The 13,362-nt window shown below is 38.6% G+C and carries 12 protein-coding genes; all 12 read right to left on the reverse strand.

Annotated elements, in window-relative coordinates:
- Positions 1 to 57: 57 nt before the first annotated feature.
- Positions 58 to 1,356 carry an FADH(2)-oxidizing methylenetetrahydrofolate--tRNA-(uracil(54)-C(5))-methyltransferase TrmFO gene (gene trmFO / locus AUF14_RS07140; protein WP_016179975.1) on the reverse strand — a complete coding sequence of 433 codons (1,299 nt, stop codon included), beginning with the start codon at positions 1,354 to 1,356 and terminating at the stop codon, positions 58 to 60.
- Between the two features lie 21 nt (positions 1,357 to 1,377).
- Positions 1,378 to 3,456, reverse strand: coding sequence for a type I DNA topoisomerase (gene topA / locus AUF14_RS07145; RefSeq protein ID WP_016179974.1), 2,079 nt, complete (start codon positions 3,454 to 3,456; stop codon positions 1,378 to 1,380).
- 101 nt (positions 3,457 to 3,557) lie between these two features.
- Positions 3,558 to 4,412, reverse strand: a complete 855-nt coding sequence (dprA, locus tag AUF14_RS07150; protein ID WP_164872445.1) for a DNA-processing protein DprA — start codon at positions 4,410 to 4,412, stop codon at positions 3,558 to 3,560.
- Positions 4,413 to 4,470: 58 nt separating this feature from the next.
- Complete coding sequence (locus tag AUF14_RS07155; protein WP_016179970.1) at positions 4,471 to 5,238, reverse strand: ribonuclease HII; 768 nt, start codon at positions 5,236 to 5,238, stop codon at positions 4,471 to 4,473.
- The gene (gene ylqF, locus AUF14_RS07160; protein WP_016179969.1) at positions 5,238 to 6,086 is read right to left on the reverse strand and encodes a ribosome biogenesis GTPase YlqF; all 849 of its coding nucleotides are present in this window, start codon (positions 6,084 to 6,086) and stop codon (positions 5,238 to 5,240) included. The genes AUF14_RS07155 and ylqF overlap by 1 nt, the downstream gene beginning before the upstream one ends.
- Positions 6,087 to 7,237: 1,151 nt before the next feature.
- A complete protein-coding gene (locus tag AUF14_RS07165) occupies positions 7,238 to 8,245 on the reverse strand; it encodes a C45 family autoproteolytic acyltransferase/hydolase (RefSeq protein ID WP_016179968.1) in 1,008 nt (335 codons plus the stop codon).
- Positions 8,246 to 8,467: 222 nt separating this feature from the next.
- Positions 8,468 to 9,016, reverse strand: a complete 549-nt coding sequence (gene lepB, locus AUF14_RS07170; protein ID WP_016179967.1) for a signal peptidase I — start codon at positions 9,014 to 9,016, stop codon at positions 8,468 to 8,470.
- Between the two features lie 41 nt (positions 9,017 to 9,057).
- On the reverse strand, positions 9,058 to 10,509 hold the full coding sequence (locus tag AUF14_RS07175; RefSeq protein WP_070557947.1) for a S41 family peptidase: 1,452 nt from the start codon (positions 10,507 to 10,509) through the stop codon (positions 9,058 to 9,060).
- Positions 10,510 to 10,561: 52 nt separating this feature from the next.
- Complete coding sequence (locus AUF14_RS07180) at positions 10,562 to 10,783, reverse strand: YozE family protein (protein ID WP_016179965.1); 222 nt, start codon at positions 10,781 to 10,783, stop codon at positions 10,562 to 10,564.
- A 36-nt stretch (positions 10,784 to 10,819) separates the two neighbouring features.
- Positions 10,820 to 11,506: a YpmS family protein gene (locus AUF14_RS07185; protein WP_016179964.1), complete on the reverse strand. Its 687-nt coding sequence runs from the start codon at positions 11,504 to 11,506 to the stop codon at positions 10,820 to 10,822.
- Entirely contained in the window at positions 11,506 to 12,357 is an 852-nt protein-coding gene (locus tag AUF14_RS07190) for an SGNH/GDSL hydrolase family protein (protein ID WP_016179963.1), read from the reverse strand. Before AUF14_RS07190 ends, AUF14_RS07185 begins: the two co-directional genes overlap by 1 nt.
- Before the next feature lie 103 nt (positions 12,358 to 12,460).
- Positions 12,461 to 13,300 carry a DegV family protein gene (locus AUF14_RS07195; RefSeq protein WP_016179962.1) on the reverse strand — a complete coding sequence of 280 codons (840 nt, stop codon included), beginning with the start codon at positions 13,298 to 13,300 and terminating at the stop codon, positions 12,461 to 12,463.
- Positions 13,301 to 13,362 lie beyond the last annotated feature (62 nt).

Raw genomic sequence — 13,362 nt, forward strand, 5'->3', positions numbered from 1 at the left:
ATCCGATTTATTTTGTCAAAATAAAAAAATCCCATTGCCGAAGCAACGGAAATTTTTCTAAATATTCATTTCAGCGAGAGCGTTCAAAGCACGCTCTGCAAGTGTTTCATAGCGCAATTTTTTATCGCGAACTCGTTCTGGAAGACTAGGAAATAACCCAAAGTTTGCATTCATTGGTTGGAAATGTTTGCCTTCTGCATGGGTAATGTAATAGGCCATCGAGCCAATCGCCGTTTCATGAGGAAATTCGATCAATTCTTCACCCTTCGCCAATCGAGCCGCATTTATACCAGCGACTAACCCGCTACCCGCACTTTCGACATATCCTTCCACGCCTGTCATTTGACCCGCAAAGAATAAATCATCACGCTTTTTACTTTGATAAGTAGGTCTTAAAAGCTCTGGTGAATTCATGAAGCTGTTGCGATGCATCACTCCATAACGCAGGAATTCAGCATTCTCTAGGCCGGGAATCATCTGGAAGACCCGTTTTTGTTCGCCCCATTTTAAATGCGTTTGAAAACCAACTATATTGTACATTGATGCGGCTGCGTTATCCTGACGTAGTTGAATTACAGCATACGGACGTTTTCCAGTTTTTGGATCTTCTAATCCCACTGGCTTCATTGGACCAAACAACATCGTCTTGATTCCCCGCTTAGCCATAACCTCGATCGGCATACAGCCTTCAAAAAATTTTTCTTTCTCAAATTCTTTTTGTGGAGCAACCTCCGCAGTGATTAATGCTTCATAAAAACGCATGAACTCTTCTTCAGTCATCGGACAATTCAGATATGCGGCTTCTCCCTTGTCATAACGAGACTTCAAATAGACCTTATCACGATCAATAGTGGAGCTATCGATGATGGGCGCTGCTGCATCATAAAAATAAAAACCATGAGAGCCATTATATTCCGCTATTTCTTCTGCTAAAGCTTCTGAGGTCAAAGGACCTGTCGCGATGATGGTAATCCCTTTAGGAATTTTTGTAATTTCTTCTGAAATAACGGTCACCAATGGATGAGTTTTCAACTTCTGTGTAATCAATCCAGAAAAATCATTTCGGTCCACTGCAAGCGCACCACCCGCTGGTACCGCCGTTTCGTCCGCAGAGCTGATGACTAAAGAATTCAAGCGACGCATTTCTTCCTTCAGAACACCCACCGCATTCGTCAATCCATTTCCTCGTAAGGAGTTGCTGCACACAAGCTCCGCAAAATCAGCCGTGTGGTGTGCTGCTGTTGATTTCACCGGGCGCATCTCATATAAATTCACTGGAACCCCTGCTTCTGCTAACTGCCAAGCGGCTTCGCTTCCAGCAAGACCCGCTCCGATAACATTCACTGTTTTTACCATTTAATCCTCACTTAGTATCACTTATTTTTGTACTTTTTCTTCGTAATCACCATTCACACAGACAACCTGTTTCCCGCCTTTGACTTTCTTCTCAACTAGATAACCGCCGTCTTTCGGACATGTCCGGCCAATTGGTTTATCCCAAGAAGTAAAGTCACAGTCTGGGTACCGTGAACATCCGTAGAACAAGCGATTCTTCTTGGATTTCCGTTCAACCACTTGTCCCTTGTGACAAACAGGGCATTCAACACCGATTTCTTTGATGATTGGTTTAGTGTTGCGACAATCCGGAAAGTTGCTACAGGCATAAAATTTCCCATAACGTCCCAATTTGATCACCATTGGATGTCCACAGACATCGCAATCGAACCCCGCTGGCTCGTCTTTGATCTGAATTTTTTCAATACCTTCTTCAGCTTTTTCCAGTTCAATAGCAAAAGGTTTATAGAAACGGTCCACAACGGTTGTCCATTCTTCCTTGCCTTCTTCCACCTTATCCAAATCGTTTTCCATTTCTGCTGTAAAGTTGACGTCCACGATTTGCGGGAAGAAATCAACGATCAGATTATTGACAATCTCGCCAAGCTCTGTTGGTTCAAAACGCCGTTGCGTTAATTTCACATAATAACGACGTTGGATTGTATCTAAGGTTGGCGCATAAGTTGACGGACGACCAACTCCGTTTTCTTCCAATGTTTTGATCAGTGTTGCTTCACTAAATCGTGCAGGCGGCTGAGTGAAGTGCTGTTTATTTTCAATATTAACAGATTGAACAACTTCGCCCTTTTCAAGTTCAGGTAAAATATTTTCTTTGTCTTCTTTTCCGTCATCACGGCCTTCAATATATACCTGCATGAATCCTTTGAACTTGATTTTCGACCCGTTGGCGATAAAGATGACGCCGTTTTGTTCCAATGTCACTTTCATCGTATCAAGAATCGCTGCAGTCATTTGGCTAGCAACAAAGCGTGACCAAATTAAGGTGTATAACTTTAATTGATCCTTGTCTAAATATTGCTTCATTTCTTCAGGTGTCCGTCGTACACTTGTCGGACGGATTGCCTCATGAGCGTCTTGAGCCCCTTGAGGATTTTTCGCTTTACGGGCATGATGCTGCGAATACTCTTTACCATATTTTTCTTCAATGAACTCAGCTGCTTCAGCTTTTGCTGTATCCGAGATCCGAGTCGAATCTGTACGCATATAGGTAATCAGACCAACTGTGCCTTGTTTCCCAAGAGCGATCCCTTCATACAATTGCTGTGCTACCATCATGGTTTTTCTAGTACGGAAGTTCAACTTACGAGCAGATTCCTGTTGCATATTACTCGTGGTAAATGGCAATGCCGGATTTCTTTTGCGTTCCTTTTTCTCAACTTTAGTCACTTCAAAGTCCTTGCCGTCAATTCTAGCTGTAACTTCCTTCACTGCTTCGGCATTTGGCAATTTTTTCTTCTTGCCATCGACACCCCAGAAATTCGCTTTGAACTTCTTGGTTTTCTTCTTGAAGTTTCCATCAATGCTCCAGTATTCTTCTGGCACAAAATCACGAATTTCTTGTTCACGATCAATAATCATTTTTAAGGCGATCGACTGAACACGACCAGCGCTCAAACCTTTTTTGATTTTTTTCCATAAAATCGGTGAAATGGAGTAACCAACAAGGCGATCCAATGCCCGACGTGCTTGCTGTGCATCTACTAGCGAAACATCTATGGAACGAGGTTCTTTAAAGGCTGCCTTTACTGCATCCTTGGTAATTTCATTGAATACAACACGATTCTTATCCTTTAAGTCCAATCCTAATAAATAAGAGAGATGCCACGCGATAGCTTCTCCTTCTCTATCCGGGTCACTTGCAAGATAAACTTTTTGCGCTTTTTTAGCCGCTTGTTTCAAACTTTTGATAACATCGCCCTTGCCTCGAATAGAAATATAGTGGGGTTCATAATTATTTTCCACATCAATCCCCATCTTACTTTTGGGTAAGTCCCGCACATGTCCAACACTTGCTACGACCTTATAGTTTCTTCCCAAATATTTTTCGATCGTCTTTGCTTTTGCTGGTGATTCCACGATAACTAGGTATTTATAGGCCAAATGTTTTTGCCTCCTCAATTTTTTCTACTATTATATATCGGTAACTACTGACAAATCGTAGCCTATAATACGCTATTCAAATTTTGTTTGTCAAGTCGCGGCTAATGAATTTTATTCCATAAATCGTAGGAATCAAAAATATCTTGTGTTTTTTCAACACAGATTGCACCGTCTTGAATCAACTGATGACAGCCACTGGAACGCTCATCCAAAATCGATCCAGGAACCGCAAAAACATCTTTGCCATAATCCAACGCCTGTTGAGCAGTAATTAACGAACCACTGCGTCTCTTTGCTTCTACCACAAGCACACCACTGCTTAATCCGGCGATGATGCGATTGCGCATTGGAAAATGAAACTTCGCAGGCTTCGTACCATTAGGATATTCACTTAAAACTAAATGATGCTGACTCATTTCAATTTGTAAATTGCCACTAGATTTAGGATAACAAATATCTAGACCTGTGCCTACTACACCAATGGTTTTCCCCTGATTGCTGATAGAAAATTGATGAGCAAAGCTGTCAATTCCTTTAGCCAAACCGCTGACAATCACAAAACCGCGTTTCGTAAGCTCAGGCATTATTTTCTGCAGGACATGATACCCGTATTCCGTCGCTTCTCTAGCACCAACAATCGCCAGCTTTTCTCTTTCTAGTAATGCTAAATTTCCTTTGTAAAACAAGACCAATGGTGGCGTTGAAACCTGTCGCAATGTTTCTGGATAAGCCTGATCTTCAATCGTGATATATTGGTGCGTGCTTTCAATTTCTTGAAGCCGTTCCTTCGTCCATTCATCCCAATCATTTTTCTTCGTTGTCTGAGCCGTAAGCCTAATGTCTAATCCATTCAACTCCCACCATTGATGCTTTTTCGCAAACTGATAAATCCGCTGTTTTCCAAAAGCCCCTACTCCCTTGACTAAACTCAATCGTAACAAAAATTCGTTCTTCAAAAAAATCCCTCTTTTCAGTTTCTTTATCAAAAAGATACAAAAAAAAGAAGGATTTTCTTTAGTATAAATTTTTAATTGGTGCAAATGTTTTGCGATGTATCGGTAAAATACCTTGTTCTTCAATTGCTTGTAGATGTTCTCTAGTTCCATATCCAGCATTTTTAGCAAAACCATAAGCCGGATACCTTTCGCCGTATTCAGCCATCCACTCATCACGATAGACCTTTGCGATGATACTGGCAGCCGCAATCGAAACCGATCTGGCATCTCCTTTGATAATTTTCTCCTGGGGTAACCCATTATCTAAAACCATTGCATCAATCAATAAACAGTCTGGTGTAATTTGTAGTTGATCAATTGCTCTTTGCATTGCAACTTTCGTCGCCTGATAAATATTCAACTGATCAATTTCTTCGGCCGTTGCTTCTCCAATGCCGATAGCCCGAGCGTTCTTCTTAATTTCCTTTACCAGCTCTTCCCGTTTATGCGCCGAAAGTTGTTTCGAATCATTCAAACCTAAAATTTCATGCTCATCATTCAGTATCACGGCTGCCGCTACAACTGGACCAGCCAGAGGTCCGCGACCAACTTCATCAATGCCGCAAATTGCCTGAAAACCTTGTGATTTCTTTTCATTTTCAAAAATCGACATTTCTCGATATTTTTCCGCTAATGCAACTTGCTTGTCCTGCTGCCTTTGCCATTGGCTTATTGCCAATTGGACACCTTTACGTGTATCCTGACGAAATTCTGCCAAACGATGATCATCTGCTGAAATGATTGTTTTTAACTCTGCTTTAATTGCACTAATTGATAATTTTTCCATTAAACACTCAACTCCTCGTAGCGATCCAAGGTGAAACGGCCCAATTTTCCTTGTCGCAATTCAAGAATCAGCATCTCACTGGCACGTTCATAATCATCTTTGAAACCTCGTTTTTCTGATATCAGCAATAATAACTCAGGCAACTCCATAAATAAGTCGTCTTCTGTTAATTTATAACGTTCTTTTAATTGCAATGGATAGAAGCGGCGAAAAACTTCTAACAGATAAAGTGCCAAATCATCTAAATGCAAAAGATCATCCTTAATCGCTCCAGTTAGCGCTAACTTTTTACCAACTGCTGGATCTTCAAATTTAGGCCACAAAATTCCTGGAGTATCTAATAATTCTAATTGCGAACCAAAACGCAGCCATTGCTGCCCTTTAGTGACGCCTGGACGGTTACCAGTACTAGCGATTTTTTTTCCTGCTAAATGATTTAGCAATGTTGATTTTCCAACATTCGGAATGCCAAGCACCATCGCCCGAATCGCACGTGATTTTAACCCTCTTTCTTTATCGCGAGCCATTTTTTCCGCCAATACTTTTTTACTAGCAGGAACAATTTGCTTCACACTTTTATCATTCTTAGCTGTTAACGCCAATACGTGATGACCTTGCTCACGGAAATAATTTACCCATAAAGTAGTTTGAGCTGGATCAGCTAAATCTGCTTTGTTCAATAAAATCAACCGCGGTTTTTGCTGTACAATTTGATCCAGCATCGGATTGCGTGAGGATAAAGGCAAACGCGCATCAATCAGTTCAAAAACAATATCTACAAACTTTAATTTTTCAGAAACTTCTCGACGTGCCTTCGCCATATGCCCTGGGAACCATTGAATCGTCATGTTGATATTTCCTCCTCAGCCTATCAACTTTCCCTTTAGGAGTCGTTAGGCGTTCTTTAGATATAGGCTCAACAGAGTAATTTTTTATAAATTTTCTCTGAACGAATGCCTCTTACTTAATATCTATCCGTTGATATTATAAGGGTTTCATTTCTTACAGTCCACTAAAGATTGAAATTATAACTCAGCTTAAATATCAATTACACACGCCTAACTAAATGAATAGCTTTATTTTCACTTCATTGTCACCTCTTTAAATTTACTCATATTTCTAGCTAAAGCATCCAGATTATTATAGTCATTTTTCTATTTTCTTTTAATCAGTTTAATTATTTTAATGATGATTTAAATAAATAATTAAAGACATTTTCAAAAAACAACATAAAATATATAACCGGTATATAGTTCAAAAGAAACTACTCAAGAAATTTGGTAAGTTAGAATAAGTTATTTTTTGATTATAATGTGTTAAAATGATTTATGGAGGGTGTATGCATCCATTTGATCTCTACTCTCAGCTTTTCTTAACAATGAAACTGAAGACCTTCATTTGATACACCCTCCCCACTGACTTTGTTCAGTGGTTTTTTATTTGCGACTAGTCGTGTAAAAAAGCAGTAATTATTTTTTCTCAGCGTTAGCCACATGTTTTTAATGACATGAAAATTTGATACTTCTTCTCGAAAGTATTCATGTCTAGTCGAAAGTTTCATGCAGTAAATCTTTTGTTAGCCGATCTGCTGATCATTTGAATCCTATTGCATGCACCTATTCTGCCAATTTTATTTTCCTCCTATAATAACTTACTCACAAAGAGCAACACTTACTTGAACAATCATAATCAAGAGCATTCAGCGCAAGGGAAATTGGCGCTTTATAAAATAACAAGATTCTATTTTATATGCACATTTAACCATCCACTTTTTTTATAGAATCAATGAAATAATTCAAAAAGAAAAGAAAAAAACTCTCAGACTTGAGTGCTTTTTTCTTTTTTCTTTTTTTAAGTTATATAAAGCCAGTAGCTGGCTTCTAATAATTTTAATTGATGAATGTGCTTGCTCCTGTTTATAATTGATTCAAAAATATTTTAGTGACACCAATCAGATAAGTGATTGTATACCATTACAAAAAGAAAAAATAGTCCTCAATCAAAAATCAAACCTCATATCTTCTTGAAATTTTTTCCGATTAGGATTGCCTTCGCAACGATAAACCCGTTTATTGCTTAAATCATAAATTGCTGACCAAACAGTATCTTTGCCCGTCTTCCGATCGTATTGACATAAAAAGCCAAACTCACCTGCTAATAATTTCTTTGCCTCAGACAAATCCATATGTTGGAAATTAGAAGATAAATAGTCCATCAACGTTTGATATCGTTCTTCCGCAAACCAATCATCGACAAGGTTTATTTTTCTTGAGAGCAGCTCTGGCAAATGAAAACTATTCGTTGCACAAAGGAATCCTTCATTTTCCAAAGTAGAATGAACTAATTTATCATTTGTAAATTCAACCAAACAGGCGTCTCCAGAAAGATCGGCAATTACTAACGTTCCAGCTGAACAACGAGGAATCCTTTTCAAAAGCTCAAGCGCTTCTTTGACTGTTTTACATTTTTCCAACAACATGCGCAAAATCATTCCAACATTGATTCCTGGCTTTAACTGATCTGGAAACACGGAAGTCAAGGCGATGGTAAGACCTGCTTGATTCACACCGTCTTCCATCTCCACAAAGGCCGTCGTGTTACCCGAAAATGCATAGGAATCAGACATTTTAAAAGAATACAAACAATTCATATATAATTTTTCAATTTCTGTCAAAAAGTCACTATTGCGTCCGAGTAAAAAGGACTGCTCATTCTTAATGACGAAGCTTGAGCAATTCGTAACTTTGACAAGTGCATACATCGAAAAGAGAATAGCATACAGAGAATCTGGTTTAATCTTTTGACCATCCGCAATGCCTTTGATTTCATCAATGATCTCTGGATAATATTCCTCATACACAGGATAGCATTGCTGTGCAAATTCCTTCATTTCTTTTGTAATATCAAAAGGTATGTTGTCTAACAATTGCTTACCATTTTTACTGAGCAGCATTCCCCATTTTTTTCCAATTGCATAATGTGTTCCATTGAATCTTGCATGATACATACATTTTCTCCTTCATCTTCAATTAGGAGTCGACTTCCTATCTCAAGAGTAACTCAATAAAAATTTTACTTCAATTGAATAAAATGAGAACTTTTCTCAATTTTTTTGAATCAGGATTTGCAAAGGATGCTTCGAAAAATGATAAAAGAATTTATTCTCGTCACGCATATCATCTTTCTAATCACGCTGAGGCTTGAAAAAAAAGATGGATTTCTCCATCTTTTACGAAATAATCTTAATATGGGTTAGTGGATAATAGACTGCTTGGGCTTTGCCTAAAATATCTTTACTTTGAACTGTGCCAAATGAACGACTATCCTTTGAAATCCTTCGATTGTCTCCTAAAACAAAATACTCATCTTTAGGTAACTTCTTTTCCCCAATCAATTCATCCAATTTGAAATCTGTTGTATAAGGAGAAACCTGGTGATCATGACTACGGTTGTTCGTCAAAAACGACTCAGCGATCTTTTCACCATTGATATAAAGCTGATCTTTTTCATAGCGGATATCATCTCCAGGCAGTCCAATCACTCGCTTGATGTAGATCGTTCCATCTGCCTGTTGAAACACAATCACATCAAATCGTTTGACCTTACTGAATTTCTCCATCAGAATCATATCACCCTGTGATAATGTTTGATCCATCGAATTACCAGTTACAGGAACAGGAATCAAGAGGAATCCACGAATAACTACACCAAAAAAGAGGGAAATCAAGAGATATTTAACACCTAACCATAGATGTGATTTTGTAACTAAATTTTTCAATTGCTTTTCCCCTCGCAATCAAAACCAACAGAATGAATCTGTTAGTTATTTTTTAACGTTTCTATAGCTTTAGCATAAGCAACATCATTGGATTTGACAAGCGCAAACACCTTTTCTTGAATAGCATCAACTGTTTTATCATCCAATGCCCCAGTTGCAGACAAATTGTTTTCCGTCTGAATTTCTATTACTGCATCCTTCGTTGCTTCATTGAACAAATCTCCTTCTGTAGGATAACCTAAAGCTTTTAGCATGGTATTGAGATTTTTGATCGTATCGTCTGTATCGCCAATACGCCAATTTGATTGCTTGGAGATAGGTGGCAACTTGGCGTATTCAGGATAATCGGCTTCAATCGTCGGTGACACACCCTTTCCTTCAACAGAAGAACCGTCTGGAGCAAACCATTTCATAATCGTCAGCTGAACGAAATTATCTTTACCGATTGGACTGAGTGTTTGAACACTGCCTTTTCCAAAAGTATTCACACCGATAATCGGATAATTTTTATTCTTAACTGCCGCTGCTACTAATTCTGCACCATATGAACTCTCTTGATCTACTAGAAAAACAGTGGGTTCTTTCACTTTGAAGCCCTGATCAATTTTTTTACCCGCTTTGTCAATTGATATCACCTTTTTATTGTTCGAAAACTGAGCAATTGTATCACCGTTGTCTAAAAAATAACTGGCAACCCGTTCTGCCTCAGCGATTAGCCCCCCAGAATTTTGACGAAGATCGATTACAAATGATTTCGCGCCGTCTTTACGGAGCTGTTCAATAATCGTGCGAAATTCTAATGCCGTTGTTTCACGAAAATTATCGATTTGAATTGAGCCAACCGTCGGATTATCTTTATCAACATTGCCCTTCACTGTATCTTCAGGAACAACATCTCGTTCCAGCGATACCTCAAATTGTTCACTACCTCGTTGAATCAGTAATTTTACCTGTGTACCTTTTTTACCTCGAATCATACTTACAATTTGATCTAGTGATTTATCCTTAGTTGTTTTGCCGTTTACTTCCAAAATAATATCTTTGGCTTTCAATTTAGCATTTTCAGCGGGAGAATTTTTCACAGGCACTCGATCAATCACGGGCAGCCGGTTTTCTAACTGTAGATTTGCTCCGATGCCTTCAAAACTTCCGGCCACTTTCGCATTCAATTCTTTGGTTTCCTTTGCGGTTAGAAATTCTGATTCAGGGTCTTGCAAGGACTCCGTCATACCTCTCAAAGCACCTTGAATCAACTGTTCTTTGTCTACTTTTTCAACATAATTTGTACTGATTAAATCATACAAGTCTTGAACGTCATCCAAATCATTACGAGTTATTTTAACGACTGAATCATTATCCATTGCTTGTTTTTGTTCAATAAAATGAGTCACTACCGCAGTAATCACGATAGTACATATGATCGATACGACAAAAATCGATACTGGTAACGTTTTTTTCTGCAAGGCGCATTTTCCTTTCACCCTTTTTTTCATGATAGCATGCTAGAAAAAAAAGGAAAAGCCTTCAACAACTTTTCCTTTTGAATTATTTATTATTTTCTAAGTATTTATCCCAAACTTGATCAAACAGATCCATCGAGTCTAAATAATCGACACTCAATTCTAGATAATCAGCAACCTCGTGATAATCCTCCGATTGCTTAGGAAACATAATGTCCTTAGCGACTGCTCCAGCAAATGCCTCGACTGAATCATGGGGATTATGTCCACGTTGGGTCAAGATATAATGATAAAAGCTTCTTCTCAATTGATTCACCTCGATGATTGTTGTACGTTTTATTGATTAATCATTGGCTTTCTTTTCTTTTGGTAAATACAGACTAAATTGAATGTCATCACCAACAAGATCAATGTGGTTCGCTTTAATAAACATGCCATTTTCTAGTTTGAACTCGTTTAACTTCAACACAATCGTTTGATCTTTAGGATCAATTGCTACCCATTTAGGGAATTTATAGCCGCGTTTTACTGTTGCCATTACTTGACTAACTGGCAAGTTTAAAGAACCAATGGATAAATCTCGCGCTTTTAATTGAATATTGCCATTATCCATAACAAACGGATCAAAGTAAAGATAAAAATCAACATTTGCACCTAATATTTTGAATTCGCCCTTTAGCATTGCTTGATTTTCCAAGTAGAACTCATATTTCACATCCGAACCTTTTTGCAAATCATTCAAAAAGTATTCCATTACGGTGTTTAATTTCTTTTTATTTGTGTTCATCGTCAAAACTGGTGAACCCTTTGGTACCGTTGTTTCACTGCTAGGTGGCAAGTTTGTTTCTCTGGCTGTAAATATACGGACGGTAGAGAAAATAATTCCGCCTAATAAGATGCCTACCAATACGAGAAACGCGATTTTCCAACCGTTGATTTTGTTATGAACGGTTTTCGTTGTTCTTGTTTCTGCCTTTTTCTTAGTATCTTTATGTTCTTCGATTTCTTTGTTTTCTTCCTTTTCTGTCATTAATTACGCTCCTTTGTTAACCATAAATCCTTCGTATCGACGATTTTCTCTTGAATCGCTGTCGCCATCAACTGGTAGCCTAAATTATTCGGATGGAAGTTATCTTCGTCGTATAGTGCATCATTCTTCACTTCTGAGGTAGAACTTGTCGATGTCTCAGCACTATCTTTCGTGGCGATTCCTTTATAAAGCAGATCATTGACGGGAACAAAGAAGCAATTCGACATTTCCTTGGTCAATCGCTCGGTCTCTTTATTCCAATTGTCTACAACCGTCTGCATCGCCTTGATATCTGGGAAATTCAAGTAATAAGGATTGTAGATTCCTACGACATAAATTGGAGCCTTCGGATTAAGCTCTCGCATTTCAGCTAAAATATCGGTCACATACTCGCCGTATTTTTTGATTGGACGATTGAACTGCTTAGCTGTTTTTGCGGTGAGATTTTTTTGAAAGGCTTGGAAAAGATCGTTCCCGCCAACGGTCATGGTGATTAGATCCGCACTGGCAAGACTGCTTCGTAAGTCTGAATCCTTTTTTACACGTTTTAAAATCTGATCACTGCGTTCGCCCGAAACACCATAGTTGTCTTTTTCAACCGAAGTCAATTCATATTTTTGTTGCAGCGCATCGGTCACTAAAGGTACATATCCACCGCGTTTTGTCTCATCGCCTACTCCTTCAGTCAGTGAATCACCTACTGCAACGAAGTGAACAGATTTCTTATAGTTCTGACTTTCATCTCGAACTACGCGGATTCGCGACTCGGCTTTAGGAATAGTTAAAAAAAGAATAGTCAAAGTAGCAACTGCTGCTACCAATGGAATCAGTAGTATTGAAAATCGTTTCATTCATCTGCTCCTTCTTCTGATTCATAGCTCGTTATAGATTACCTTTGATTAGAAAGGTTCTCTTTGGTAAAAAAAGCGCCTCTATCTCTAGAGGCAGGGACATCTAATCTGTATAATACATGATAGCAAAAGCACCAGGTCCCGTATGGGTAGCCACGATTGGGTTTGTGTGCAGAACTGGAATATGCATATCCGGGAACATCTCTTGTAAAGCTTGCTTAGCCTCGTCAATAAAATCGAGCTTTCCAGCGTAAGATATCCCGATTTGTTTCACATTAACTTTTGCTAACTCATCTTTAAAAGCCGCAAACCATTTGCTAAATGTCTTTTTGCCGCGCCCCTTCGTAATCGGCAACAATTCGCCATCTTCCAGCTCCATCACTACTCGCATATTTAATACACTGGAAATAACTCCAGCTACACGACTAATTCGTCCGCCCTTAACTAAATTATCGAGTGAAGAAATACCGATAAATAGCTTACTGTGATCTTTCACTTTTTCAACACCAGCTAAAACTTCTTCTAACGATGCACCCTCTTGTGCTAGCTTAGCTGCTTCAATTACTTGAAAGGCTTGTGATTGGTCGATAAATCCGCAATCAATAACTGTTACATTACTGCCGCTAAGAAACGTTGCTTGACGCGCTGCTTCGGCAGTCCCGCTTAAAGTATGTGACATATGGATCGAAACGATAGGACTTCCATCTTTTCCTAATTCATCATATAATTCTGCAAAATAGCCAATCGGTGGTTGACTTGTTTTGGGTAGATTTTTAGCCTGCGCCATCATCTCCATAAAGCGCTCGCCTGTTAATTCGTCATCGTCAGGATAGACCACATCGTCAATCATCACTGACAAAGGGATAACAGTAATATTTAATTCATCTCGAACCGATTGTTCAATCGTACAAGATGAGTCGGTTACAATTTTAACATTTGGCATTCTGATCCTTCTTTCCATACCTAGTTTCAAATTAATTTCAGTATATCAAAACTAACGAAATA

This window comes from Enterococcus avium, assembly GCF_002891025.1.
In the GTDB taxonomy this organism is placed as follows: domain Bacteria; phylum Bacillota; class Bacilli; order Lactobacillales; family Enterococcaceae; genus Enterococcus_A; species Enterococcus_A avium.

Coding starts and splice junctions, on each gene's coding strand:
- trmFO (WP_016179975.1), bottom strand. CDS start 1,356: ATGGTAAAAACAGTGAATGTTATCGGAGCGGGTCTTGCTGGAAGCGAA.
- AUF14_RS07155 (WP_016179970.1), bottom strand. CDS start 5,238: ATGGAAAAATTATCAATTAGTGCAATTAAAGCAGAGTTAAAAACAATC.
- ylqF (WP_016179969.1), bottom strand. CDS start 6,086: ATGACGATTCAATGGTTCCCAGGGCATATGGCGAAGGCACGTCGAGAA.
- AUF14_RS07165 (WP_016179968.1), bottom strand. CDS start 8,245: ATGTATCATGCAAGATTCAATGGAACACATTATGCAATTGGAAAAAAA.
- AUF14_RS07175 (WP_070557947.1), bottom strand. CDS start 10,509: ATGAAAAAAAGGGTGAAAGGAAAATGCGCCTTGCAGAAAAAAACGTTA.
- AUF14_RS07185 (WP_016179964.1), bottom strand. CDS start 11,506: ATGACAGAAAAGGAAGAAAACAAAGAAATCGAAGAACATAAAGATACT.
- AUF14_RS07190 (WP_016179963.1), bottom strand. CDS start 12,357: ATGAAACGATTTTCAATACTACTGATTCCATTGGTAGCAGCAGTTGCT.
- AUF14_RS07195 (WP_016179962.1), bottom strand. CDS start 13,300: ATGCCAAATGTTAAAATTGTAACCGACTCATCTTGTACGATTGAACAA.